At 70.2% G+C, this 25,331-nt stretch carries 19 protein-coding genes; 5 read left to right on the plus strand and 14 right to left on the minus strand.

Annotated features, from left to right (window positions below):
* Positions 1-3 precede the first annotated feature (3 nt).
* The 8 genes from AB0D34_RS34110 to hrcA form a co-directional block, all read right to left on the minus strand.
* Positions 4-357, minus strand: a complete 354-nt coding sequence (locus AB0D34_RS34110) for a histidine triad nucleotide-binding protein (RefSeq protein ID WP_362668706.1) — start codon at positions 355-357, stop codon at positions 4-6.
* A gap of 31 nt (positions 358-388) precedes the next feature.
* Positions 389-3,604: a S41 family peptidase gene (locus tag AB0D34_RS34115; RefSeq protein ID WP_362668708.1), complete on the minus strand. Its 3,216-nt coding sequence runs from the start codon at positions 3,602-3,604 to the stop codon at positions 389-391.
* Positions 3,605-3,649: 45 nt separating this feature from the next.
* Positions 3,650-4,183, minus strand: coding sequence for a hypothetical protein (locus AB0D34_RS34120; protein ID WP_362668710.1), 534 nt, complete (start codon positions 4,181-4,183; stop codon positions 3,650-3,652).
* A gap of 87 nt (positions 4,184-4,270) precedes the next feature.
* On the minus strand, positions 4,271-4,663 hold the full coding sequence (locus AB0D34_RS34125; protein WP_362668713.1) for a VOC family protein: 393 nt from the start codon (positions 4,661-4,663) through the stop codon (positions 4,271-4,273).
* Positions 4,664-4,680: 17 nt separating this feature from the next.
* A complete protein-coding gene (locus AB0D34_RS34130) occupies positions 4,681-5,442 on the minus strand; it encodes a 16S rRNA (uracil(1498)-N(3))-methyltransferase (protein ID WP_362668715.1) in 762 nt (253 codons plus the stop codon).
* A complete protein-coding gene (locus AB0D34_RS34135; RefSeq protein WP_362668717.1) occupies positions 5,439-6,515 on the minus strand; it encodes a nitronate monooxygenase in 1,077 nt (358 codons plus the stop codon). The genes AB0D34_RS34130 and AB0D34_RS34135 overlap by 4 nt, the downstream gene beginning before the upstream one ends.
* Positions 6,516-6,589: 74 nt before the next feature.
* Positions 6,590-7,729: a molecular chaperone DnaJ gene (dnaJ, locus tag AB0D34_RS34140; protein WP_164432573.1), complete on the minus strand. Its 1,140-nt coding sequence runs from the start codon at positions 7,727-7,729 to the stop codon at positions 6,590-6,592.
* A complete protein-coding gene (gene hrcA / locus AB0D34_RS34145) occupies positions 7,730-8,746 on the minus strand; it encodes a heat-inducible transcriptional repressor HrcA (RefSeq protein WP_362668719.1) in 1,017 nt (338 codons plus the stop codon).
* Positions 8,747-9,085: 339 nt separating this feature from the next.
* Between hrcA and AB0D34_RS34150 the strand changes: the two genes are divergently transcribed.
* Together AB0D34_RS34150 and AB0D34_RS34155 are read left to right on the plus strand one after the other, a co-directional pair.
* A complete protein-coding gene (locus AB0D34_RS34150; RefSeq protein WP_362668722.1) occupies positions 9,086-9,814 on the plus strand; it encodes an MBL fold metallo-hydrolase in 729 nt (242 codons plus the stop codon).
* 34 nt (positions 9,815-9,848) lie between these two features.
* Entirely contained in the window at positions 9,849-10,664 is an 816-nt protein-coding gene (locus AB0D34_RS34155) for a DUF3097 domain-containing protein (RefSeq protein ID WP_362668724.1), read from the plus strand.
* On the opposite strand, the gene AB0D34_RS34160 is transcribed toward AB0D34_RS34155, so the two are convergent.
* The 3 genes from AB0D34_RS34160 to AB0D34_RS34170 form a co-directional block, all read right to left on the minus strand.
* Entirely contained in the window at positions 10,642-11,232 is a 591-nt protein-coding gene (locus tag AB0D34_RS34160) for a Uma2 family endonuclease (RefSeq protein WP_362668727.1), read from the minus strand. The two genes, AB0D34_RS34155 and AB0D34_RS34160, sit on opposite strands and share 23 nt — an antisense overlap.
* A gap of 104 nt (positions 11,233-11,336) precedes the next feature.
* Positions 11,337-12,569 carry a radical SAM family heme chaperone HemW gene (hemW, locus tag AB0D34_RS34165; protein WP_362668729.1) on the minus strand — a complete coding sequence of 411 codons (1,233 nt, stop codon included), beginning with the start codon at positions 12,567-12,569 and terminating at the stop codon, positions 11,337-11,339.
* A gap of 28 nt (positions 12,570-12,597) precedes the next feature.
* Complete coding sequence (locus AB0D34_RS34170) at positions 12,598-14,934, minus strand: SpoIIE family protein phosphatase (protein WP_362668732.1); 2,337 nt, start codon at positions 14,932-14,934, stop codon at positions 12,598-12,600.
* Between the two features lie 102 nt (positions 14,935-15,036).
* Here AB0D34_RS34170 and AB0D34_RS34175 point away from each other — a divergent pair, with 102 nt between their 5' ends.
* Positions 15,037-19,167: a HAMP domain-containing protein gene (locus AB0D34_RS34175; RefSeq protein ID WP_362668734.1), complete on the plus strand. Its 4,131-nt coding sequence runs from the start codon at positions 15,037-15,039 to the stop codon at positions 19,165-19,167.
* 13 nt (positions 19,168-19,180) lie between these two features.
* Complete coding sequence (locus tag AB0D34_RS34180; protein WP_362668737.1) at positions 19,181-19,726, plus strand: response regulator; 546 nt, start codon at positions 19,181-19,183, stop codon at positions 19,724-19,726.
* 77 nt (positions 19,727-19,803) lie between these two features.
* Here AB0D34_RS34180 and AB0D34_RS34185 read toward each other — a convergent pair whose 3' ends face one another.
* Both AB0D34_RS34185 and lepA read right to left on the minus strand, forming a co-directional pair.
* A complete protein-coding gene (locus tag AB0D34_RS34185) occupies positions 19,804-21,678 on the minus strand; it encodes an AMP-dependent synthetase/ligase (RefSeq protein WP_362668739.1) in 1,875 nt (624 codons plus the stop codon).
* 234 nt (positions 21,679-21,912) lie between these two features.
* Positions 21,913-23,781 carry a translation elongation factor 4 gene (lepA, locus tag AB0D34_RS34190; RefSeq protein WP_330266988.1) on the minus strand — a complete coding sequence of 623 codons (1,869 nt, stop codon included), beginning with the start codon at positions 23,779-23,781 and terminating at the stop codon, positions 21,913-21,915.
* Positions 23,782-24,014: 233 nt separating this feature from the next.
* Here lepA and rpsT point away from each other — a divergent pair, with 233 nt between their 5' ends.
* Positions 24,015-24,275, plus strand: coding sequence for a 30S ribosomal protein S20 (gene rpsT, locus AB0D34_RS34195; RefSeq protein WP_362668741.1), 261 nt, complete (start codon positions 24,015-24,017; stop codon positions 24,273-24,275).
* 211 nt (positions 24,276-24,486) lie between these two features.
* Here rpsT and AB0D34_RS34200 read toward each other — a convergent pair whose 3' ends face one another.
* Positions 24,487-24,885 carry a nuclear transport factor 2 family protein gene (locus AB0D34_RS34200; RefSeq protein WP_362668869.1) on the minus strand — a complete coding sequence of 133 codons (399 nt, stop codon included), beginning with the start codon at positions 24,883-24,885 and terminating at the stop codon, positions 24,487-24,489.
* Positions 24,886-25,331 lie beyond the last annotated feature (446 nt).

The following is a 25,331-nucleotide window of genomic DNA, read 5'->3' on the forward strand; positions in this document are numbered from 1 at the left end:
GGGTTATCCGGGGGGCCAGTGGAGACCGCGGCCGCCGACCACGTGGGCGTGGGCGTGCCAGACGGTCTGTCCGGCGCCGGTGCCCGTGTTGAAGACGGTGCGGTAGCTCTCCAGCTTTTCCTGTTCCGCGACGGCCTGGGTTTCGCGCAGGACGTCTGCGGCGAGTTGCGGTTCCGCGGCGGCGAGGGTGGCGGCGTTCTCGTAGTGGGCCTTGGGGATGACGAGAACGTGGGTGGGGGCCTGGGGATTGATGTCCCGGAACGCTACGGTCGTCTCGGTTTCCCGCACGATCGTCGCCGGAATGTGGCCTTCGACGATCTTGCAGAACAGGCAGTCGTCCTGGGGTTCCCCTGGCATGACGTTCCTTCCGTAGAGGTCCTGAGGCATCTTAACGAGGCAGAGTCGGCGGAATCTTCGCCGGAACGCTCTCCAGCGCCTCCAGGGCGATCCTCACCGCCTCGTCCAGCTGCACGTCCCTGCCCGCCGCGTAGTCCTGCGGCCGCTGCAACACCTCCACGTCCGGGTCGACGCCGTGGTTCTCCACGCCCCACTCATATCCCTCCAGCCAGAACGCGTACTTCGGCTGGGTGATCAGGGTGCCGTCGACCAACCGGTATCGGCTGTCGATGCCGATGACACCGCCCCAGGTGCGCGTGCCCACCACCGGGCCGATGCCCAGTGCCTTGATCGCCGCGTTGACGATGTCACCGTCGGAGCCCGAGAACTCGTTGGCGACGGCGACCACGGGGCCCCTCGGCGCGTCCCTCGGGTAGCTGGTGGCCCGCATTCCGCGCGGCAGCGCCCAGCCGACGATCCGCCGGGACAGCTTCTCGACGACGAGCTGGGAGGTGTGGCCGCCGCGGTTCTCGCGGACGTCGACCACGAGGCCCTCGCGGGCCACCTCGACCCGCAGGTCGCGGTGGATCTGGGCCCAGCCGGGGGCCTGCATGTCGGGAACGTGCAGGTAGCCCAGCCGTCCCCCGGACTTCTCGTGCACGTAGGCGCGGCGGTCGGCGACCCAGGCGTGGTAGCGCAGGGGCTCCTCGTCGGCGATGGGGACGACGACCGCGTGCCGGAGCTCTCCGCCGCCGGACGGGGAGATGGTGAGCTCGATCGGCTTGCCCGCCGTGCCGACGAGGAGCGGGCCGGGTCCGGTGACCGGGTCGACCGGGTGGCCGCCGACCGCGACGATCGCGTCCCCGGCCCGGACCGCGGCGCCGGGTGCGGCCAGCGGGGAACGGGCGTCGGGGTCGGAGGTCTCGGTCGGCAGGATGCGGTCGATACGCCACTGTGCCGATCCCTGTGGGCCGTCCTCGTGACGGGAGATGTCGGCACCGAGGAGCCCCTGACGGGGTCCGTGGCTGTGGCCGCCGCGGGGGGTGACGTAGGCGTGGGAAGTGCCGAGTTCGCCGTGCACCTCCCAGAGGAGGTCGACGAGGTCGTCATGGGTGGCCAGGCGGTCCAGGACCGGGCGGTAGCGGTCGAGGACGCCGTTCCAGTCGACTCCGCTCATGTCGGGGCGCCAGAAGTGGTCCCGCATGATGCGGCCGGTCTCCTCGTACATCTGCCGCCACTCGGCCGAGGGGTCGACGGTCTGGCGGACGCGGCCGAGGTCGACGCTGATGTTGGTGTCGCTGTCGTCGTCGTTCGAGGCGCGGCGGTCGCTCGGTACGACCTTCAGTCGGCCGTCGGTCCACAGCAGGACCCGCTTGCCGTCGCCGCTGACGGCGAAGTGGTCGGCGTCGGCCGCGAGGTGTTCGAGGCGCTGCTGGGCGAGGTCGTAGCGCTGGAGGTCGGTCTTGGGGTCGGGGTCGTCCGGGGTGGCCCGGGAGGAGCCGAGGACGCCCTGGACGGGGTGCCGGAGCCAGAGGACCCCGTCCTTGGCCGCGCGCAGGTTGGAGTAGCGGCCGGCCTCCACCGGGAAGGGCACGATCCGGTCGGCGAGGCCGTCGAGGTCGATCCGGGTGGCCGGGGTGCCCTCGCTGTCGGGGGTCTCGTCCTTGTCGGGGGCCTCGAAGGGGCGGCCGTGGCGCTGCGGGCCGAAGGGGGACGGGGTGGTCGCGGCCAGGGTGATCAGGTGCGGGCGGTCGCCGACCACGAAGGCCAGGTCGAAGACGTGCTCGTCGTAGACCGGGTCGAAGGCGCGGTTGGAGAGGAAGGCCAGGTGCTTGCCGTCGAGGGTGAAGGCGGGGGCGTAGTCCTGGAAGCGCAGCGGGGTGGCCTCGGTGACCGAGAGGTCGGTGGTGTTGGCGAGCCTCAGCTGAGAGAGAGGCCCCGGTCCGGGGTGCGACCAGGCGAGCCAGGCCGAGTCGGGCGAGAAGGTCAGGCCGCGGACGTCGCCGTCCTCACTGCGGTCGACCTCGCGGACCTCGCCGGTCTCCCGCTCGACGAGCAGGACCCGGCCGTCGTGCGCGGCGACCGCGGCCCGGCTGCCGTCGGGGGCCATGGCGAGCCCGAGGACCCGGCCGAGCTGTCCGGCGGCGAGGCGGCGCGGGGTGGCGCCGGGGGCGAGTCCGGTGGCGGGCGCGAACTCCAGGGCGTCGTCGCCCTCCGCGTCCGTCACCCACACCACCCACTCCTCGCCCTCCGTGCGGAAGGTGCGCGGCAGGCGGGCCCGGACGCCGGGTTCGGCGGCGAGGGCGCGGGTCGGGCCCGAGCGGTGGGTGACCCAGTGGACGGCTCCGCGGACGGCGACCGCGCTGCCGCGCGCGGTGTGGTCGGGGGCGGCCGAGCCGAACCAGCGGGAGGCGTCCACCGGGAACGGCTGCCGGTCGGCGCGCTGTCCGCCGAGCCGGACCTCGAGACGGCGCGGTTCGGCGCCGTCGAGGTCGTCGAGGATCCACAGCTCACCGGCCGAGGTGTAGACGATCCGGGTGCCGTCACCGGAGGCGTGCCGGGCGTAGTAGCCGTCGAGGGGGGTGTGCCGGCGCAGGTCGGAGCCGTCGGCGAGGGAGGAGTAGACGGCCCCGGTGCCCTCGTGGTCGGAGAGGAAGGCGATCCGGTCGCCCACCCACTCGGGGTACTCCAGGTTTCCGTCCAGGTCGTCGTGCAGCCGTACGAACTCCCCGTCACCGTCCCGGTCGATCCACAGCTTGCCCGCCGTGCCGCCCCGGTACCGCTTCCACCAGGCGGCCTCGCGTCCCATGGGCGCGGACAGGAGCACGGTCGCCGGGCCGTGGGCGACATGGCCGACCGGGCCGTACGGCAGGGTGGTCGCGGGTCCGCCGTCGAGCGGGACGGCACGCGCCCAGCTGCGGCGCAGGCTCGCCTGGCCGTGGGTGGTGATCACGAGGACCTCGCCGTCCGGGGTCCAGCCGCGCACCTGGGTGCGGATACTGCCCCAGTGGGTCAGTCTCCGGGCCGGTCCGCCGTCGACCGGGGCGATGTGCACCTCGGGGGCGCCGTCACGGGTGGAGGTCCAGGCGACGGTGGTGCCGTCGGGCGAGATACGGGGGTGGGTGACCGGGACGTTGTCCGCGCTGACCCGCCAGGCGCGCCCGCCGTCGAGCGGCGCGACCCACACGTCGTCCTCGGCGGTGAAGGCGACCAACTCGCCCTGCAGATGCGGAAACCGGAGATATGCAGACGTCGCAGGCTGTGTCACCCGATCACCCTATGCACGGGCGGCCACCGTGAACAGGGGTTTCGATCACTTGCCGTCGGGCCAGCACTGCGGGTCGTTCTTGCACCAGATGGTCTTGGTGACGGTCACGGTGACGGTGGGTCCGGGCTGCTGGGGGTTGTTGACGCGCGGGGTGGGGGTCGCGGTGCAGTCGCCGAGTCCCTGCACGTGGAACCTCTGCTTGCCGCCCACCGTGGCGGTCAGGTCCCCGCGCACACACGCTCCGCTGACGGTCCGGGTCACCTTGCCCTTGACGGTGATGTCCTGTCCGTCGTCCGTCTTGCCCTCGCAGTTCACGGTGGCGACGGTGTTCACGCTCGAACTGGGCGTCTGATCACCGTTGTCGTAGGAGGCGTTACAGGTCAGCCAGCTCACTTCGGCCTTCTGCCGCTCCAACTCCTTGGTGACCAGCTGGTCGGTGGTGTACGAGACGGTCGCGGAACTGACCGCACCCGCCGGATCACAGGCCACGGCCCCACCGACGGCCAGCACGGCAAGCACCACTCCGCCCGCCACCCGCACTCCCCGCGGCCGACGCCGGCTCTGCCTCAACGCCCCCATGGAGGGCAGCCTGCCACCGCGGACCGTCCGGCGGTAGGGCGCATACGGCCACTCGCGCGCCGGTCGCCCACGCGGCCCTCGCAGTTCTCAGCCGCGCAGGAGCAGCCACTCCTGGAGTTCCACCAGGTTGCCCTCGGGATCCTTGAGGTGGGCGACGCGCATGCGGTCGGTCATGGGGGACGGGCCGTGCAGCAGGGTGGCGCCGCGGGACGCGATCTGCTCGCAGTAGGTGTCCAGGTCGTCGACGCGGAGCACCACCAGGGAGCGGTGGCCGGTGACCGTGTCGCCCAGTTCGTTCAGGACCTGCGCCATCATCGACCGGTCCTGGAGCGCGATGCCCGCCGAACCGGTCGCGGCGCTGAACTTCTCGTACGGCCCGCCCGTCGCCCCCGACTGGGGCTTGAGGCCCAGGACGTCGCCGTAGAAGCGGTAGCAGGCGGTGAAGTCGGAGACGAGCAGGCGTACTTGGGCGAGTTCCACAGCCGTCCTTCCAGGGTTCAGGACCAGCGGCCGGTGCGGCCGAGGAGCAGAGCGGCGGCCGCGGTTCCGGCGGTCGACGTCCGCAACACGGTAGGCCCGAGGACGTAGGCGCGCGCACCCGCCCCCTCGAAGAGCGCCAACTCGTCCTTGGCGACGCCCCCTTCGGGGCCGACGACCAGCACGATCTCGCCCTCGGCGGGGAGTTCGGCGGTGGCCAGCGGCTCGCTGCCGCGCTCGAAGTCGGAGTGGAGCACCGCGGCGAAGTCGGCTTTGGCGAGAAGTGCCGCAACCTGCTTGGTGCTTGCCGCGTCCGCGACCTCCGGGAAGAGAACCCGGCGGGACTGCTTGCCGGCCTCGCGGGCGGTGGCCCGCCACTTGCCGAGCGCCTTCAGCCCCCGCTCGCCCCGCCACTGGGTGATGCAGCGGGCCGCCTGCCAGGGCACGACGGCGTCGACACCGACCTCGGTCATGGTCTCGACGGCGAGTTCACCGCGGTCGCCCTTGGGGAGGGCCTGGACGACCGTGATGCGCGGCTGCGGCTGAGGTGCCTCGTTCACCGAGTCCAGCTGGACGATCAGCCGGTCCTTGCCCTCGGAGGCGAGCACCACGCAGTCGGCCCAGTGCCCGGCGCCGTCGGTGAGGATGACGTCCTCGCCGGGCTGGAGCCGCTTCACGGAGACGGCGTGGCGGCCTTCGGGGCCGTCGAGGACGTAGCGTCCGCCGGTCCCCGGCTCGGTCTGCTCGACGAAGTGCTCGACCACGAACACCGGTGCGGTCATCGCAGGTCCCCCTTGCCCGACAACGCTGTCCTCGCTGCGTCGAGTTCGGCCGCGAGTATCTCCACGAGCTGTCCGGCGGGCAGTTCGCGTGCCATCCGGTGGCCCTGGCCCGCCCACAGCGCCATGCCCTGGGCGTCACCGGCCTTGGCGGCGGCCTTTCGGAGCGGGGCGGTGAGGTGGTGGACCTCGGGGTAGGCGGCGGGCGCGTACGGCCCGTGCTCGCGCAGGAAACGGTTCACCAGGCCGCGGGCCGGTCTGCCGGAGAAGGCACGGGTCAACTCGGTACGGACGTAGAGCGGGTTGGTCAGCGCCTGCTTGTGCACGTCGTGGGCGCCGGACTCCTGTGTGGCGAGGAACGCCGTGCCGAGCTGGGCCGCGCTCGCGCCGGCGGCGAGGACGGCGGCGATCTGGCTGCCGCGCATGATGCCGCCGGCGGCGACGATCGGGATGGTGACCGTCTCCCGGATCTGGGCGACGAGGGACAGCAGCCCGAGTCCCGAGCCGTCCTGCTCGGGGAGGTCCCGGTGGGTGCCCTGGTGGCCGCCGGCCTCGACGCCCTGGGCGATGACCGCGTCGGCGCCCGCGTACTGCACGGCGAGGGCTTCCTCGGGGCTGGTCGCGGTGACGAGGGTGAAGGTGCCGGCCCGGCGCAGCGACTCCAGTGCGTCGCTGCTCGGGATGCCGAAGTGGAAGGAGGCCACCGGCACGGGGTTGTCGAGCAGGACGGCGAGCTTGGCGTCGTAGCCGTCGTCACGTCCGCTGTCGCGGTCGCCGAGCTCGGTGTCGTACCAGGTGGCCTCGCCGGCCAGCTGATGGGCGTAGACCTCGACGGCGGCCGGGTCGGCGTACTCCGGCTGCGGCACGAAGAGGTTGACGCCGAAGGGACGGCCGGTCAGCCCGCGCAGCTGCTTGATCTCCTGGTACATCCCGTCGGCCGTCTTGTACCCGGCGGCCAGGAATCCGAGCCCGCCCGCATCGGCGACGGCGGCGGCGAGCCGCGGCACGGAGACGCCGCCCGCCATGGGGGCCTGCACGATCGGATGAGGGAAGAGATCGGTCAGTGCGGAGGACATGACGGCATGTTGTCACGTCCTCCGGACAAGTCCGAATCCGCCCTTGGCACAGTCACGTACGACCGTCGCACGGCTCAGGTACGACCGTTGAACGCGTCCTTCAGCCGCGAGAACAAGCCCTGCTGCCCAGGTTGGAACTGCCCCGTGGGCCGTTCCTCGCCGCGCAGCTTGGCCAGCTCGCGCAGCAACCGCTCCTGCTCGGGATCCAGCTTCGTCGGGGTCTGGACCTCGACGTGGACGATGAGGTCGCCCCGGCCGCCGCCGCGCAGATGTGTGACGCCTCGACCGTGCAGCGGGATCGACTGTCCCGACTGCGTACCCGGGCGGATGTCGACCTCCTCCATGCCGTCCAACGTCTCCAGCGGGACCTTGGTGCCGAGGGACGCGGCCGTCATCGGGATGGTGACCGTGCAGTGCAGGTCGTCGCCGCGGCGCTGGAAGGTCGAGTGCGGGAGTTCGTGGATCTCGACGTAGAGGTCACCGGCGGGGCCACCACCGGGGCCGACCTCGCCCTCACCCGCGAGCTGGATCCGCGTGCCGTTGTCGACACCGGCCGGGATCTTGACCGTGAGCGTGCGACGCGAGCGGACGCGGCCGTCGCCGGCGCACTCCGGGCACGGGGTCGGCACCACGGTGCCGAAGCCCTGGCACTGCGGGCACGGCCGCGAGGTCATGACCTGGCCCAGGAAGGAACGCGTCACCTGCGACACCTCACCGCGGCCGCGGCACATGTCACACGTCTGCGCGGAGGTGCCCGGCGCCGCGCCCTCACCACTACACGTGGAGCAGACGATCGCGGTGTCGACCTGGATGTCCTTCGTGGTGCCGAAGGCCGCCTCGTCGAGCTCGATCTCCAGGCGGATCATCGCGTCCTGGCCGCGCCGGGTCCGCGAGCGCGGCCCCCGCTGCGAGGCCGTACCGAAGAACGCGTCCATGATGTCCGAGAAGTTCCCGAACCCACCGGCCCCGAAGCCGCCCGCGCCACCGCCGCCGGCCTGCGAGAGCGGGTCGCCGCCGAGGTCGTAGACCTGCTTCTTCTGCGGGTCCGACAACACCTCGTAGGCGGCGTTGATCTCCTTGAACCGCTCCTGGGTCTTCGGATCCGGGTTGACGTCCGGGTGCAGCTCGCGTGCGAGCCGACGGAACGCCTTCTTGATCTCATCCTGCGACGCGTCGCGGCGCACGCCGAGAACGGCGTAGTAGTCCGTGGCCACTTACGACTCCGCCAGGATCTGTCCGACGTACCGTGCCACTGCGCGTACCGCTCCCATCGTTCCCGGGTAATCCATGCGGGTCGGTCCGACCACGCCGAGCTTGGCGACTGCCTCGCCGCCCGAACCGTAGCCGACCGACACCACCGAAGTGGAGTTGAGCCCCTCGTAGGCGTTCTCGTGACCAATACGTACGGTCATGCCCGAATCCCCGGCCTCACCAAGGAGTTTGAGGAGGACGACCTGCTCCTCCAGGGCCTCCAGGACGGGCCGGATGGTGAGGGGAAAGTCATGTCCGAAGCGGGTGAGATTGGCGGTGCCGCCGATCATCAGCCGCTCCTCGTTCTCCTCGACGAGCGTCTCCAGGAGAGTGGAGAGCACTGTCGCGACCGTACCCCGATCCTCGACGTCGAACGCCTCGGGCAGGTCCTCGACCAGCCTCGGCACGTCGGCGAACCGCCGCCCCGCGACCCGGCTGTTGAGCCGCGCCCGCAGATCGGCCAGCGAGGCCTCCCCGAAGGGTGCCGGGCAGTCGACCATGCGCTGCTCGACCCGGCCGGTGTCCGTGATCAGCACGAGCATCAGGCGCGCGGGGGCGAGCGAGAGCAGTTCGACGTGCCGGACGGTGGACCTGGTGAGGGACGGGTACTGCACGACGGCGACCTGCCGCGTCAGCTGCGCGAGCAGCCGAACGGTCCGCGCCACGACGTCGTCGAGATCGACCGCGCCGTCGAGGAAGTTCTGGATCGCGCGCCGCTCGGGCGCGGTCATCGGCTTGACGCCCGCGAGCTTGTCGACGAACAGCCGGTAGCCCTTGTCGGTCGGGATCCGCCCGGCACTGGTGTGCGGCTGGGCGATGAACCCCTCGTCCTCCAGGGCCGCCATGTCGTTGCGCACGGTCGCCGGGGAGACTCCGAGGTTGTGCCGCTCGGTCAGGGCCTTCGACCCGACCGGCTCCTCGGTGCCGACGTAGTCCTGGACGATGGCGCGCAACACCTGAAGCCTGCGTTCACTCAGCATCGCGCACACACCTCCAGAAGTCGTTCCCTTGGCGCCTCGCCTGGCACTCTGTCCGTTCGAGTGCCAGCGCTCCCCGGCCAGTGTACGGCGGTGGGGTACTACCTGGGCAAGGCTGGTCCTGGCGTGACGGGTTGTACGGCCAGGGTCTGTCCGGCGGATCAGGCCGGCTCCAAGGAGCGGCGCCCTGTCAGCGCAGGTGAGCGGGGCCTGGTGTGTGCAGCTGCAAGGCGGAGGAGGGAGTCGACGCGGAGCGTCGGCGAGTGACGACAACGCCGCAGATGTGCGTGCCAGGCCCCGCGCCGCCGGCATGATCCGCCGGACAGGCCCTAGCGTCGCGGTATGACGGTGACTTGGGAAGAGCTCGGGTGGGAGCGGGTCGCGACCGGGGTGGGGCGGTGCCGGCTGCCGGGCTGGGACTGTACGGCGGGCCTGGTGATCGGCGAGGGCACGGCCCTGGTGATCGATTCCGGCTCCGGCCTCGCGGAGGGCGCCCGCCTGCGCCTACAGGCCGAGGAACTCGCCGGCCATCGTGTGACCCATCTCGCGCTCACCCACCCCCACTTCGACCATGTCTTCGGGTCGGCGGCGTTCGCGGGGGCGGAGGTGTTCGGCGCGGTGGGCGTGGAGACGGTGCTGGCGGGACGGCTCGGCCGCGCGGAACTGCGGGCGGACGCGGTGCGCAACGGACTGGACCCGGCGGTGGCCGACGAGGCGGTGGACGCCCTGGTCTCTCCCCGGCATCACGTCTCCGGCGAGTGGACGCTCGACCTCGGCGGCGGCCGCCAGGTCCTGCTGGCGAACGTCGGCCCCGGCCACACGGCCCACGACCTCGCCGTCCTCGTCCCCGGCTCCCCGGAGGTGGTCTTCTGCGGCGACCTGGTCGAGGAGTCCGGCGAACCACAGGCGGGCCCGGACGCCGTACGGCCGCACTGGCCCGCCGCGCTGGACCGGCTGCTCGACCTGGGCGGCGAGGACGCGCTGTACGTACCCGGTCACGGAGCGGTGGTGGACGCGGGGTTCGTGCGGGCGCAGCGGGACGCGCTGGCGGCCCGCTTCGGCGTGTCGTAGTGATCCCCCGCGTGGTTCTCCTATCGTCATCCGAATGCGCCAGTACTCCGCCGACCTGACCCCTCCGTGGAAGAAGCCCAAGCCGGTGCCGGAGGTGCCCGCCGAGCCCGGCCTGGTGGTCGAGGAGCCCGGCACCGGCTTCTGCGGCGCGGTGATCCGCTGCGAGGCGGGCACGGTGACCCTGGAGGACCGCTTCGGCAAGCACCGCGTGTTCCCGCTGGAGCCCCGCGGCTTCCTCCTGGAGGGCCGGGTGGTGACCCTGGTCAGACCCTCGGCCGCGTCTCCGGTACGACCGTCCCGTACCGCGTCCGGCTCGGTGGCCGTCCCCGGCGCACGCGCACGCGTGGCCCGCGCCGGCCGTATCTACGTCGAGGGCCGGCACGACGCGGAACTGGTGGAGAAGGTCTGGGGCGACGACCTGCGCATCGAGGGCGTGGTCGTGGAGTACCTGGAGGGCGTGGACGATCTTCCGTCGATCGTGGCCGAGTTCGCACCGGGTCCGGACGCGCGGTTGGGAGTCCTCGTGGACCATCTCCTCCCGGGCACGAAGGAGTGGCGCATCGCACAGGAGGTGACCAGCGAGCACGCGCTGGTGGTCGGCCACCCGTACATCGACATCTGGGAGGCGGTGAAGCCGTCATCCCTGGGGATCGAGGCGTGGCCGCGGGTACCGCACGGCCAGGACTGGAAGACGGGCGTGTGCAAGGCCCTGGGCTGGCCGTCGGAGAACACCGGCGCGGTGTGGCAGGCGATCCTGAAGCGGGTGGGGTCCTACAAGGACCTGGAGCCGGAGCTGCTGGGGCGGGTGGAGGAGCTGATCGACTTCGTCACGGATAGCGGTGGGGCTTGACCTTCTCGTACAGGGCGAATTCGCTTGTGTCCACTTCGACGCCAAGGGGTTCCAAGGGGGTGAGGTCGCCGAACTTGGTGATCCGCTGGCATCGGTAGTCCGCGTGCTCCCCTTCCCCTGTCGGCTCGGTGAGTAGTACGCACTGGCCCATGATGGGGTCGATGATGAAATAGGCGGGGATCTTCGCCGCGGCGTAGATCGAGCGCTTGACTTCGTAGTGCCAGTGCACGCTCGTCTTGGAGACAACCTCCACCAACAGGGCGATCACCTCGGCCGGCATCAGCCTTCCGTGCCCTGGCCCGGCGCCTCGTTCGATCACCACAAGGTCGGGCTGCGGCTCGCTGGTCTCTTCGAGGATGGCGATGTCCTGGGTCTGGAGCCGCCGCCAGCGCTGCCGGGGGATCTGGTCCTGGACCGCCTCCACGATGTCGTTGTGGGCCACGTCCGGCCCCGCCATCATCACAATTACCCCCCGGAGAAGCTCGACCTTGAAGCCGTCGGGAACATCAAGGTTCTCGAAGATCTTCACGATGCCGGTGGTCATCGGTCGGTCGTCCACAGCGGTCATCTCCGCAGCCCTCCGGTTTCCGCCACCGTGCAATCACGGCGGCAGCCTACGAACCAAGGTTAGGGGTCGAACCGGCGTCTGGGACCGTTCACTCCGCCGAGTGATCAGTCCACCAAGTCCCTGACCACCGCATCGGCCAGCAACCGCCCCCGAAGCGTCAGCACAGCCCGCCCCTCCTCGTAGGGCCGGGCCTCCAGCAGCCCCTCCCCCAGCGCCCGCCGAGAAGCAGCCAGCCCCTCCTCGCGCAGCAGGGACAGCGGCGCCCCCTCCCGCAACCGCAGCTCCAGCAGGATCCGCTCGACCCGCCGGTCCTCCTCCGAGAGCAGCTCACGCCCGGCGCCCGGAGACCTGCCGGAGGCCAGCGCCGCCGCGTACGCGCCCGGGTGCTTCACGTTCCACCACCGCACCCCGCCCACGTGCGAGTGCGCCCCGGGACCGGCTCCCCACCAGTCCGCGCCCCGCCAGTACAGCTCGTTGTGCAGACACCGGCCCGCGTCCGAGGTGGCCCAGTTCGACACCTCGTACCAGTCGAACCCGGCCCCGGACAGCACGTCCTCCGCGATCAGATACCGGTCCGCGTGCACGTCGTCGTCGGTCATCTGGACCTCACCCCGGCGGATGCGCCGGGCGAGCTGCGTGCCCTCCTCGACGATCAGCGCGTACGCCGACACATGGTCCGGTCCGGCCCCGATCGCCGCCTCCAGGGACGCCCGCCAGTCGTCGTCGGACTCCCCCGGCGTGCCGTAGATCAGGTCCAGGTTCACATGATCGAACCCCGCCGCCCGCGCCTCCGCAACGCACGCCTCGGGCCGCCCCGGCGTGTGCGTACGGTCCAGCACCTTCAGTACGTGCTGCTTCGCGCTCTGCATCCCGAAGGACACCCGGTTGAAGCCGCCCTCGCGGAGCGCGGACAGATACGCCGGGTCCACCGACTCCGGGTTCGCCTCGGTGGTGACCTCCGCGTCCTCGGCCAGCCCGAACTCGTCGCGGATCGCCCCCAGCATCCGTACGAGATCCCCGGCGGCCAGCAGCGTGGGCGTACCGCCGCCGACGAACACCGTGCGGACGGGCCGTGGGTCGTCGCCGAGGACCTTCCGGGCCAGCCTGATCTCGTCGATCAGGCTGGCCGCGTAGTTGTCGCGGGACGCCAGCACCCCGCCCGTGCCGCGCAGCTCGGTCGCCGTGTAGGTGTTGAAGTCGCAGTAGCCGCAGCGGGTCGCGCAGTAGGGGACGTGCAGGTAGAAGCCGAGGGGGCGGTCGGCGGACCCGGTGAGCGCGGTGGGCGGCAGCGCGCCGTCGTCGGGGACCGGCTCACCGTCGGGAAGTGCGGAAGGCATGCCCTCCATTGTCCAGCACCCGGGACGGTCACTCCGCCTGGAGCACCAGCAGCGCCAGATCGTCCTCCGGCGGTCGCGCCCCGAACTCGTGCACCAGCCGTTTGATCCGCTCCGCGATCAGCTCGGCGTCCAGGCCCGCGCACCCGGCGAGCGCCTCCGCGAGGCCGTTCTCGTCGTCGAACTGACGGCTGCCGCTGCGCCGCTCGGTCACCCCGTCCGTGACGCACAGCAGGCTGTCGCCGGGCCGCAGCTCGAAGGTCTCACTGGTGTACGTCTCGTCCTCGACGACCCCGAGCAGGGTCTGCGGGCGGGCGGCCGTACGGACCTCGCCGGCCGCCCCGAGCAGCAGCGGCAACGGATGTCCTGCGGAGGCGAGGGTGCAGCGCACTCCGCCGTCGAAGGGCGCGAGTTCGCCGTAGAGGAGGGACAGGAAGCGGGTCTGCGGGCCGTCGCCGGGGCGCGGGGGGCGTCCGCCGGCAGAGGCCAGCGCCCGTGCCGCCGCGTCCGCGGCCTCCGTCGCGTCGTCGAGGAGCAGCTGGTTGAGGCGGTCGAGTACGTCGGCGACGCGGTAGCCCTCGCGGGCCAGCAGCCTGAGCCAGGGGCGGGCCAGCCCGATCACCACGGCGGCCTCGGGGCCCTTGCCCTGGACGTCACCGACGGCGAAGCACCAGCGGCCGTCGCCGGCCGGGAAGAGGTCGTAGAAGTCGCCGCTGGGCCCGCCCTTGTCGCACGGCTCGTACACCAGGGCGCTGCGCACCCCGGGGATCTCGGCGACCGCGCCGGGCAGCAGGCCGCGCTGGAGCACCGCGCTGATGGTGGCCTGGCGGGCGTACTGGCGGGCGGCGCCGATGGCGAGCGCCACCCGGCGGCTGAGGTCCTCGACGAGCCCGGTGATCTCGTCGGGGAAGGCGCTGAGCCCGGCTCGCCCGATGACAAGGGTGCCCAGAGGGCGGCCGCCGGCCGTGAGGCGGTAGGCGAGCGCGGAGCCGCGCGTGCCGTGCGGGCCGAGCGCCTCGCCGGGCCAGGGGAACGATTCGGGCCCGGGGTGGTCCCGACCGGACGACGGCCACGGCGGCTCATTCTCCAGTGCCCGGCGCAGCTCCTCGATCCGGTTCTCGGAGCCGTGCCACACCCTGGCCAGCCGGGGCCCGGGCAGCACGCCCTCGCCCCAACCGCTCTCGGCCTCACCCGGGCGAGGAGACCCCCAGCGCCCGGCGACCTCGTCCTCCAGCCACACCGCGCACCAGTCGGCCAGCCGCGGCACGATCAGCTGCCCGGCGAGCGCGGCGACGAGGTTCTCGTCGAGCTGCCCGGCGAGCAGGTCGGAGGCCTCGGCGAGGAAGGACAGGGCACCACGGTTCAGCCAGCGCTCCCCGCCCGCCAGTGCCTCCCAGTCCAGCGTCTGCTCCCCCGCGGGCGGCAAACCCTGCCTGTGCTCCCCCGCGGGCGGCAAACCCTGCCTGTGCTCCCCCGCGGGCGGCGACTCCTGCGCATCCTCCTCCACGGGCAGCGCCCCGTGCGCATCCTCCCCCGCAGGCAGCGACTCCTGCGCGTCCTCCCCCACGGGCCGCGGCCGCTGCGCATGCTCCTCCGCAGGCCCTGACCCTCGCTCGTCCCCAGTCCCACTGACCGCACACGACCGCCACTCGTTCCCGTGCTCCCCGCCTGCCCGCGAGCCCCGCCCGCGCTCCTCGGCCGGCCGCGACTCCCGCCCGCGCTCCTCGGCCGCCAGCACCTCCCGCCCTCGCTCCCCGGTCGCCCGCACCTCCCGCTCCTGCGTGCCCTCCTCCGCATACGCCTGGATCCCGTCGAGGGCCTCCTTCCCCCCGGCCGGGAGCCGTGCCCAGACCGTCTTGGCGCCCGTGCGGTAGGTGATGCCCCAGGACTCGGCGAGGGCGGCGACCAGGCGCAGTCCGCGGCCGTACTCCGGTGTGCCGTACGACGGTTCGGGCCCGCGCCCGCTCTCGTTCGGGGGCTCGCCCGCACCGGGCGGCCCCCAGCGCGGGGCCCGCGAGGGATGGTGGTCGAGGACCTCGACGACGAGCCCGCCGGTGCGTGCCTCCAGCCGGCAGCTCAGCTCGACGTCGGTGCCCGCGTGCACAACGGCGTTCGTGACGAGTTCGCTGACCACGACCACGGCGTCGTCGCCCTGCCGGTCGGTGAGGAACTCGGCTCCGGGCAGGCCGAGTTCGGCCCATTCGGTGAGCGCGCCGCGTAACAACGCCCGGGCCGAGCCCGGCGCGAGCGGACTTCCGGAGAGGGTGGCGTGGGTCTGCGCCGGGGCGGGCGGGAACGCGGCGCCGCCCGTCACGGGCGCGTCGGACGCGCGGGCAACGGACTCCCGTTGCACAGGAATGGCCCCCATGTCCGTCTCCCCGAGCAGTTCGGACGAATACACCTCGGTCGATGCGGACAGAGTGACAGACTGGCCACGCCCATAAGCGCCGAGTTACCGAAGTGGGCCGCCATGCGAGAGAACAGTGGTACGCCTGTGCTCGAAGAAGGACAGAAAGAAGCCTGGATTCGAGCATCGGATCTGCGCCCTCTGCTCGCCGCGATGACCGCGGCCCGGGACGGTGACTTCGCGAAACTGCCGGAGGCCGGCGACGGGATCGTGGCCGAACTGACGGCTGTCTTCAACCAGCTGGTGGACCGGAACCTCCACTTCACCGGTGAGGTCAACCGTGTGAAGCGGGAACTCGTGCGGCACGGCCGACTGGACGAGCGGCTCTCCCCCAGCCCGGGCCAGGGCTCGTGGGCCTCCAGGGTCAACGACGTGAACCAGCTGCTCGACGCATTGGTGGCCCCGGCCGCCAACGCGACCCGGGTGCTCGACGCGGTGGCCGGCGGTGATCTGACCCAGCGGGTCGACCTGCACGACGGCAACCGACAACTGCGCGGTGATCTACGGCGTCTCGGCCGGGCCGTGAACAAGATGGTCGACCAGCTCTCCCTGTTCACCGGCGAGGTGACCCGGGTGGCCCGTGAGGTCGGCACCGAGGGCCGGCTCGGCGGGCGGGCCAAGGTGACCGGCCTGTCGGGCAGTTGGCGGGACGTGACCGAGGCGGTCAACACCATGGCGTCCCGGCTGACCGCCCAGGTCCGGGACATCGCCCTGGTGACCACGGCGGTGGCCCGCGGTGACCTGACCCGCACGGTCACGGTCGAGGCGACCGGCGAACTGCTCGAACTGAAGCTCACCGTGAACACCATGGTCGACCAGCTCTCCGCCTTCGCCGACGAGGTCACCCGCGTCGCCCGAGAAGTCGGCACCGAAGGGCAGTTGGGCGGCCGGGCCCAGGTGCGGGGTGTCTCCGGGGTCTGGAAGGACCTTACCGACAACGTCAACTTCATGGCGTCGAACCTGACTTCGCAGGTCCGCAACATCGCCCAGGTGACCACCGCCGTGGCCAACGGCGACCTGAGCCAGAAGATCACCGTCGACGCCCAGGGCGAGATCCTGGAGCTGAAGTCGACGATCAACACGATGGTCGACCAGCTCTCCGCCTTCGCCGACGAGGTCACCCGCGTCGCCCGCGAGGTCGGCACCGAGGGAAACCTTGGTGGGCGGGCGCAGGTGCGGGGCGTCTCCGGCGTCTGGAAGGACCTCACCGACAACGTCAACTTCATGGCGGACAACCTGACTTCGCAGGTCCGCAACATCGCCCTGGTGTCGACGGCCGTGGCCCAGGGCGATCTCGGCAAGAAGATCACGGTCGAGGCGAAGGGCGAGATCCTGGAGCTGAAGTCCACGATCAACACCATGGTCGACCAGCTCTCCGCCTTCGCCGACGAGGTCACCCGCGTCGCCCGCGAGGTCGGCACCGAAGGCAACCTCGGCGGCCAGGCGCAGGTGCGGGGCGTCTCCGGCGTCTGGAAGGACCTCACCGACAACGTCAACTTCATGGCCCTGAACCTGACTTCGCAGGTCCGCAACATCGCCCAGGTGACCACCGCCGTCGCCAACGGCGACCTGTCCAAGAAGATCACCGTCGACGCGCGCGGTGAGATCCTCGAACTGAAGGACACCGTCAACACGATGGTGGAGCAGCTGCGGGCCTTCGCCGACGAGGTGACCCGCGTGGCCCGCGAGGTCGGCACCGACGGCCGGCTCGGCGGCCGCGCCCAGGTCCTGGGGGTCTCCGGGGTCTGGCGTGACCTGACCGACAACGTCAACTACATGGCGGACAACCTGACTTCGCAGGTCCGCAACATCGCCCAGGTGACCACCGCCGTCGCCAACGGCGACCTGTCCAAGAAGATCGACGTGGACGCCCGCGGCGAGATCCTGGAGCTGAAGACCGCCATCAACACCATGGTCGACACGCTTTCCTCCTTCTCCTCCGAGGTCACCCGGGTGGCCCGCGAGGTGGGCAGCGAGGGCCAACTCGGCGGCCAGGCGCGGGTCGAGGGCGTGTACGGCACCTGGAAGCGCCTGACGACCAACGTGAACGAACTCGCCTCCAACCTGACCACCCAGGTCCGCGCGATCGCCGAGGTCGCCTCCGCGGTGGCCCAGGGCGACATGTCCCGCTCGATCACCGTGGAGACGCAAGGAGAGGTCGCCGAGCTCAAGGACAACATCAACCTGATGGTGGCCAACCTCCGCGAGACGACCCGCGCCAAGGACTGGCTGGAGTCGAACCTCGCCCGTCTGGCCGCCCTCATGCAGGGCCACCGGGACCTGATGGAGGTCGCCGACCTGATCCTGCGCGAGCTGACCCCGCTGGTGAACGCCCAGTACGGGGCGTTCTTCCTGGCCGACCCGGACGAGGACGGCGCCTCCCTGCGCACAACCGTTCCTGCAAAGGGGCTGGCGTTCATCGCGGGCTACGGCTCGGCGCAGGGCGCGACCGTGGACACCGGCGGCATGCCGGTCCACGGTCTGGTGCGCCAGGCGGCCCGGGAGAAGAAGCGGATCCTGGTGGAGGAGGCCCCGCCGGACTACATCAAGATCAACAGCGGTCTGGGTGAGGCCGCTCCCGCCAGTGTCGTGATCATCCCGATCCTCTTCGAGGACAAGCTCCTCGGCGTCATCGAACTCGCCTCCTTCTCCCGCTTCTCCGACGTCCACCTGGCCTTCTTCGACCAGTTCGTGAACACCATCGGCGTCGCCATCAACACCATCATCGCCAACTCCCGCACCGAGTCCCTGCTCGGCGAGTCCCAGCGTCTGGCGATGCAGCTCCAGGAGCGCTCGGACGAACTCCAGATGCAGCAGGCGGAGTTGCAGCGCTCGAACGCCGAACTGGAGGAGAAGGCGGCACTGTTGGCCACCTCCTCCCAATACAAGTCGGAGTTCCTGGCGAACATGTCGCACGAGCTCCGCACCCCCCTGAACTCCCTGCTGATCCTGGCCAGGCTGCTCTCCGACAACCCGGACGGTCATCTCTCCGACCAGGAGGTCCAGTTCGCGACGACGATCCACCGCTCCGGCTCCGACCTGCTCCAGCTGATCAACGACATCCTGGACCTGTCGAAGATCGAGGCCGGCCGGATGGACGTACGCCCCAAGAAACTGCCGCTCATCAAACTGCTCGACTACGTCCACGCCACCTTCCGCCCGCTCACCCTGGACCGGGGGCTCGCCTTCGAGGTGGCGGTCGGCGAGGCCGTGCCGCGCGAGATGTACTCCGACGAGCAGCGCCTCCAGCAGATCCTGCGCAACCTGCTCTCCAACGCGATCAAGTTCACCGCCACCGGCCGCGTCGAGCTGCGCGTCAACCGCATCAAGGACCCCGAGCACCGATACGTCCGCGACAGCGACGACGTGATCGCCTTCGCGGTGTCCGACACCGGCATCGGCATCGCGCGGGAGAAACTCCCGGTGATCTTCGAGGCGTTCCAGCAGGCCGACGGCACGACCAACCGCAAGTACGGCGGCACCGGGCTCGGCCTGTCCATCAGCCGGGAGATCGCGGGCCTGCTGGGCGGCCGTATCATCGCGGACAGCGAGCCCGGCAAGGGCTCCACCTTCACGCTCTACGTCCCCGTCGTCAGCCCCGGCCACGCGGCGACCGGCCCGACCACCGAGGACCGACCGGCGCCGGCCCCGGAGGACCTGTCCTCCGAGCCCTATCCGACCGCCCACGACGCCGAGGACTCCTGGCCCGCGCCCACCAAACTGGACGCGTGGAAGGCGGGTCGGGCGGGTCAAGTGCTGTCCGGGCGCCGGGTATTGATCGTCGACGACGACATCCGCAACGTCTTCGCCCTCACCCATGTGCTGGGCCGGGTCGGGATGCCGGTGCTTTACGCGGAGAACGGCCGCGAGGGTATCGAGACCCTGGAGCGCAACCCGGACGTCGAACTCGTCCTGATGGACATCATGATGCCGGAGATGGACGGCTACGAGACCATCGCAGCCATCCGCCGCACCCCGCGCTGGACCGGCCTGCCCATCGTCGCGCTCACCGCGAAGGCGATGCCCGGAGACCGCGAGAAGTCGATCGCGCGCGGCGCCAACGACTACGTACCCAAGCCGGTGGACGTCGACCAGCTGCTGACCGTGGTCTGCGCACTCCTGGACCCCGAGGGCGCGGAACCGGCGGAGCAGGCCGATGCCGAGGAGGCGGTGGTCCCGCCCACCGACGACTGAATGAGGCAGTCACATGAGCGCTGAGGCAACGACCGACGACAGGGCCGGCATCCTCCTGGTCGACGACATGGAGGACAACCTGATAGCCCTGGAGGCCGTCCTGGGGTCCCTCAACGAACCGCTGATCCGCGCCCGTTCCGGCGAGGAGGCGATGAAGGCCCTGCTCCGCCGCCGGTTCGCCCTGGTCCTCCTGGACGTCCGCATGCCGGGCATGGACGGCTTCGAGACAGCGGCCAACATCAAACGCCTGGACCAGACGAAGGACGTCCCGATCATCTTCCTCACGGGAGCGGAGGACGACTCGGGTTACGCCTTCCGCGGCTACGCGACAGGCGCGGCGGACTACCTGACCAAGCCGTTCGATCCCTGGGTGCTCCGCGCGAAGGTCAGCGTCTTTTTGGAACTGCACCGGAAGAACCGGCAACTGGAGCGGCTACTGGCACGGCAACGGACCGATTACCAGGAGGTCGGCAAGCGACTGGCGGCCTTGGAAGACGAGTTGACGGAGCCTCAGCGCACCCAGGTGCAGGAACTCCGGCATCTCCTGGAGATGCGGTGACCTGTGCTTTCAGCGGCGCGGGGAACTGCGCGACCAGCCACGACGCACCGGCAGCCGCGCACGTCCCCAGCCACCCCCTACGCCTCGCGAGACCCCGCATACATCTCGTCGATAAGAGCCTTGTACTCCCGCTCCACAACGGGCCGCTTCAACTTCAGGCTCGGCGTGATCTCCCCGTGCTCCACATCAAGATCCCGCGGCAGCAACCGGAACTTCTTGATCGTCTGCCACCGCTGAAGCCCCTCGTTGAGCTGCTTCACATACCCGTCGACCATGGACACGGTGGCCGGCGCGGCGACGACCTCCGCGTACGACTTCCCCTCGAGCCCGTTCTCCTTGGCCCAGTCGAGAATCGACACCTCGTCCAGCGCGATGAGCGCCGTGCAGAAGTTCCGGTCGGCCCCGTGCACCAGGATGTTGGAGACGTACGGACACACCGCCTTGAACTGCCCCTCCACCTCGGCGGGCGCGATGTACTTGCCGCCGGACGTCTTGATGAGGTCCTTCTTGCGGTCGGTGATCTTCAGATACCCGTCGGGCGACAGCTCGCCGATGTCCCCGGTGTGGAACCACCCGTCGGCCTCAAGGACCTCCGCCGTCTTCTCGGGCAGCCCGTGGTAGCCCTCCATGATCCCGGGCCCGCGCAGCAGGATCTCCCCGTCGTCCGCGATGCGCACCTCCGTGCCGGGCAACGGCTTGCCGACCGTGCCGGTGCGGTAGGCCTCCCCCGGGTTCACGAACGAGGCCGCCGAGGACTCCGTAAGACCGTAGCCCTCCAGGATGTGGATGCCGGCGCCGGCGAAGAAGTACCCGATCTCGGGCGCGAGCGCTGCGGAACCGGAGACACACGCCCGCAGGTTCCCGCCGAACGCCTCCCGGATCTTCGAGAAGACCAGCGCGTCGGCCACCCTGTGCTTGGCGCTCAGGCCGAAGGACGCGTTCGCGGTGCCGGTGCGCCGGAAGTTGTCCTGGCTCTCCTTGGCGTAGGCACGGCCCACCTCGGCGGCCCACTGGAAGATCTTGTACTTGGCGCCGCCGCCCGCACGGGCCTTGGCGGCGACCCCGTTGTAGACCTTCTCGAAGATGCGCGGGACGGCCGCCATGTACGTCGGCTGCACGACCGGCAGATTCTCGATGATCTTGTCGACGCGGCCGTCGACGGCGGTGACGTGACCGACCTCGATCTGCCCGGACGTGAGCACCTTGCCGAAGACGTGGGCGAGCGGCAGCCACAGGTACTGCACGTCCTCGCCGCTGATCAGCCCGGTCGCGGCGATCGCCTTCGCCATGTACGCCCAGTTGTCGTGCGGCAGCCGTACGCCCTTGGGCCGGCCGGTGGTGCCCGAGGTGTAGATGAGGGTCGCGAGCTGGTCCTTGGTGATCGCGCCGACCCGCTCCTGGATCAGGTCGGGGTCCTTCTCCAGCCGGGCGGCGCCCCGGGCCTCCAGCTCGGTGAGCGTGAGCACGAAGTCGCTGGTCTCCACGCCCGCCGGGTCGATCACCACGACATGGGTGAGCGTGGGCAGCTCACCGCGCTTCTCGATCGCCTTGGCGAGCTGGGCCGCGTCCTCCGCGATCAGCACCCGGCTCTCGGAGTCGGAGAGGATGAACGCCGACTCGTCGGCGTTGGTCTGCGGATAGACCGTGGTCGTGGCGGCACCGGCACACATGATGCCGAGGTCCGCGAGGATCCACTCGATCCGGGTCGAGGCTGCGAGGGCGACCCGCTGCTCGGGCTGCACCCCCAGCTCGATCAGCCCGGCCGCGATGGCGTGCACCCGCTCCGCGGCCTGCGCCCAGGTGAGCGACTTCCACTCGTCCGGGCCCTGGCCGGAGGCCGCCGGCACCGGGTAGCGGTACGCCTCGGTGTCCGGTGTGCTCGCAACACGCTCCAGGAAGAGGGTCGCCACACTCGGCGGACGGTTCTCGATCAGTGTCTGTGTGTCGCTCACGACATCCTCCGGGGCCCGCGACAGCGCGGCTGGCTCAGGTAGCGGCTGTTGTTTAACTCGCGAGTAACTATCGAGCAGGGATCAGAGTAAAGCGCGGCCGACCGGTTCGTAAGGGGCGGCGGCCTGTCACTTCCTACAGAGCGCGACGTTACGCACGCGTAGGGGCCCGCCACGCTTTCGCACGACGGACCCCCTTTCCATCCGATTCGACGGGTAACCGACTGTAACCCGCGGTTACTTCTTGCCCTTGCCCGACCCCGCGCTGTCATCGCTGGAAAGCACCGCGATGAAGGCCTCCTGCGGAACCTCCACGGAACCCACCATCTTCATCCGCTTCTTGCCTTCCTTCTGCTTCTCCAGCAGCTTCCGCTTACGGGAGATGTCACCGCCGTAGCACTTGGCGAGGACGTCCTTGCGGATGGCGCGGATGGTCTCGCGGGCGATGACCCGGGAGCCGATGGCGGCCTGGATGGGCACCTCGAAGGCCTGCCGCGGGATGAGCTCCCGCAGCTTGGCGACGAGCCGCACACCGTAGGCGTAGGCCGCGTCCTTGTGGGTGATCGCGGAGAACGCGTCGACCTTGTCGCCGTGCAGCAGGATGTCGACCTTGACCAGGCTGGAGGTCTGCTCACCGGTGGGCTCGTAGTCCAGCGAGGCGTAACCGCGCGTCTTCGACTTCAGCTGGTCGAAGAAGTCGAACACGATCTCCGCGAGGGGGAGCGTGTAGCGGATCTCGACCCGGTCCTCGGAGAGGTAGTCCATACCGAGCAGGGTGCCGCGCCGGGTCTGGCACAGCTCCATGATCGAGCCGATGAACTCGGTCGGGGCGAGGATCGTGGCGCGTACGACGGGCTCGTACACCTCGTTGATCTTGCCCTCGGGGAATTCGCTCGGATTGGTGACGGTGTGCTCGGTGCCGTCCTCCATCACCACCCGGTAGACCACGTTCGGTGCGGTCGCGATGAGGTCGAGCCCGAACTCGCGCTCCAGGCGCTCGCGGATCACGTCGAGGTGCAGCAGGCCCAGGAAGCCGACGCGGAAACCGAAGCCCAGCGCGGCGGAGGTCTCCGGCTCGTAGACGAGCGCGGCGTCGTTGAGCTGGAGCTTGTCGAGGGCCTCGCGCAGCTCCGGGTAGTCGGAGCCGTCCAGCGGATACAGACCGGAGAAGACCATGGGCTTGGGGTCCTTGTACCCCCCGAGCGCCTCGGTCGCCCCCTTCTGCTGGCTGGTGACGGTGTCACCGACCTTGGACTGGCGGACGTCCTTCACACCGGTGATGAGGTAGCCCACCTCACCGACGCCGAGGCCGTCGGCGCCCAGCATCTCGGGCGAGTTCGTCCCGATCTCCAGCAGCTCGTGGGTCGCGCCGGTCGACATCATCTTGATGCGCTCACGCTTGTTGAGCTGGCCGTCGATGACACGGACGTACGTCACGACACCGCGGTAGGAGTCGTAGACCGAGTCGAAGATCATCGCGCGGGCGGGGGCGTCGGCGACACCGACCGGGGCCGGGACCTCCTTGACGACCCGGTCCAGCAGCGCGTCGACGCCGAGGCCGGTCTTGGCGGAGACCTTGAGGACGTCGGACGGGTCGCACCCGACGAGGTTCGCGAGCTCCTCGGCGAACTTCTCGGGCTGCGCGGCCGGCAGGTCGATCTTGTTGAGCACCGGGATGATCGTGAGGTCGTTCTCCATCGCCAGATACAGGTTGGCGAGGGTCTGGGCCTCGATGCCCTGGGCGGCGTCGACGAGGAGGACGGTGCCCTCACAGGCGGCGAGCGACCGCGAGACCTCGTAGGTGAAGTCGACGTGCCCCGGGGTGTCGATCATGTTGAGGATGTGCGTGTTGCTCTTGTCGTCGGTCGGAGCCCACGGCAGACGCACCGCCTGCGACTTGATCGTGATTCCGCGCTCGCGCTCGATGTCCATCCGGTCGAGGTACTGAGCACGCATCTGGCGCTGCTCGACCACACCGGTCAGCTGGAGCATCCGGTCGGCGAGCGTGGACTTGCCGTGGTCGATGTGCGCGATGATGCAGAAGTTGCGGATCAGAGCCGGGTCGGTACGGCTCGGCTCGGGCACATGGCTGGGGATCGCGGGCACGCAGGGTCCTGATTCTTGAGGCGTCCGCAGTGTCTGCGGTCTCGGGTCGGATCGATACGTAGCCTCCATGGTCCCACGGGCGGGGACCGGGGACCGGTTTGGGCCGTGTGCCGGGCCGCTGGTAGTCTGGGCAGCTGTGTCTCATGCCCTCTCAGCGCGAGGCATAAAACAATGACAAGGAAGAGGTGCTGGGCGCACACGTGCCCTCAGGCACCTCGTAGAAAGGCTCATTCGTGGCGAACATCAAGTCCCAGATCAAGCGGATCAAGACCAACGAGAAGGCCCGGCTGCGCAACAAGGCCGTCAAGTCCTCCCTGAAGACCGCGATCCGCAAGGCCCGTGAGGCCGCTGCCGCGGGTGACACCGAGAAGGCCACCGAGCTGCAGCGCGCTGCCGCGCGTGCGCTCGACAAGGCCGTCTCCAAGGGTGTCATCCACAAGAACCAGGCCGCCAACAAGAAGTCGGCGCTTGCTTCCAAGGTCGCGGGCCTCTAAGGCACACCTTCTGATCTGACCGCCGGAAGGACCCAGAGCGGGCCCTCTCTCATCCGCTCCCGACCGGCACCCAGGAACCACGCGCGGCCTGCGTTCGCCACGCGGGCGTGGTCTCCGAGCAGCTTGAACCGAGGCCCCGGTGCCCTCGCCCTTCCCCAGGACGACGGCACCGGGGCCTTCGGCATGGTGTGTCCGTCAGTGCCTACGGCTCTCAGTCCGCCCAGAACTCGTTGTTCTTGTCGATGTCCGCGACGCACTCGTCGAGGTCGGTGACCTTGTCCCCGACGATCCGGAAGACGATGCATCCGGTGTCGTCCAGCCGCCGCCCCTTCCTCTCGGCGGTGAACCGGCACATCACGACGGCGTGCCCCCGCCCGTCGACGGCGATCCCGAGCATCTCGAGCCGCATCGACCCGCCGGTCGCCTCCCCGAGCCTCTGATACATGTCGATGATGGCGTCCTGCCCCTTGAAGTCCCCCGAGAGCGGGTGACTACCGGGCACGTGATGCGTGGCGTCCTTCGCGATCAACTCCCGCAAGGTGTCCATATCCCCGTGGGTGAACGCCTCGAACCCCTTACGAACGAGCACAGCATGCGGATGCTCAGCCATGACGACCGCCACCTCTCCGTTGTCCGGCGATGTTCGGCTGACAGCTCCGATTGTCCTCCGCGTGGGCCGGGGAGGCATGCGGGAAACAACGAACACGGCTGCCTGCGGCCGCACCGCAGGGCCGACACCCACCCAGCAGCGGCTACCCGAACCCACGTAGCTCCGACCCGGCACCCCACCCAGCAGCGGCAACCGCCCCACTCGCCCAGCCACAGACCCTCGCACCGCAAGAGGAGAACACCACCCACCTCGCACAACCGCGAGCAGCCGCATCACAAAGGCAGCACCCACCCGACTCCGCACAACTGCAGGCCATCCCACCACTCAGACGGCGCCCCCCCCCACTCGCCCAGCCACAGACCCTCGCACCGCAGGAGGAGAGCACCACCCACCTCACACATCTGCGGGCAGTCGCATCACATAGGCAGCACCCATCCGACTCCGCA

The organism is Streptomyces sp. NPDC048420 (genome assembly GCF_040651535.1).
Classification (GTDB): domain Bacteria; phylum Actinomycetota; class Actinomycetes; order Streptomycetales; family Streptomycetaceae; genus Streptomyces.

Bases quoted from the DNA above. Each gene is read 5' to 3' on its own strand.
- AB0D34_RS34200 (WP_362668869.1), bottom strand. From the start codon at position 24,885: ATGGCTGAGCATCCGCATGCTGTGCTCGTTCGTAAGGGGTTCGAGGCG.
- hemW (WP_362668729.1), bottom strand. From the start codon at position 12,569: ATGCCTTCCGCACTTCCCGACGGTGAGCCGGTCCCCGACGACGGCGCG.
- AB0D34_RS34160 (WP_362668727.1), bottom strand. From the start codon at position 11,232: ATGACCGCTGTGGACGACCGACCGATGACCACCGGCATCGTGAAGATC.
- AB0D34_RS34170 (WP_362668732.1), bottom strand. From the start codon at position 14,934: ATGGGGGCCATTCCTGTGCAACGGGAGTCCGTTGCCCGCGCGTCCGAC.
- AB0D34_RS34135 (WP_362668717.1), bottom strand. From the start codon at position 6,515: ATGTCCTCCGCACTGACCGATCTCTTCCCTCATCCGATCGTGCAGGCC.
- AB0D34_RS34130 (WP_362668715.1), bottom strand. From the start codon at position 5,442: ATGACCGCACCGGTGTTCGTGGTCGAGCACTTCGTCGAGCAGACCGAG.
- AB0D34_RS34150 (WP_362668722.1), top strand. From the start codon at position 9,086: ATGACGGTGACTTGGGAAGAGCTCGGGTGGGAGCGGGTCGCGACCGGG.
- AB0D34_RS34120 (WP_362668710.1), bottom strand. From the start codon at position 4,183: ATGGGGGCGTTGAGGCAGAGCCGGCGTCGGCCGCGGGGAGTGCGGGTG.
- AB0D34_RS34155 (WP_362668724.1), top strand. From the start codon at position 9,849: ATGCGCCAGTACTCCGCCGACCTGACCCCTCCGTGGAAGAAGCCCAAG.
- AB0D34_RS34175 (WP_362668734.1), top strand. From the start codon at position 15,037: ATGCGAGAGAACAGTGGTACGCCTGTGCTCGAAGAAGGACAGAAAGAA.
- AB0D34_RS34180 (WP_362668737.1), top strand. From the start codon at position 19,181: ATGAGCGCTGAGGCAACGACCGACGACAGGGCCGGCATCCTCCTGGTC.
- AB0D34_RS34110 (WP_362668706.1), bottom strand. From the start codon at position 357: ATGCCAGGGGAACCCCAGGACGACTGCCTGTTCTGCAAGATCGTCGAA.
- hrcA (WP_362668719.1), bottom strand. From the start codon at position 8,746: ATGCTGAGTGAACGCAGGCTTCAGGTGTTGCGCGCCATCGTCCAGGAC.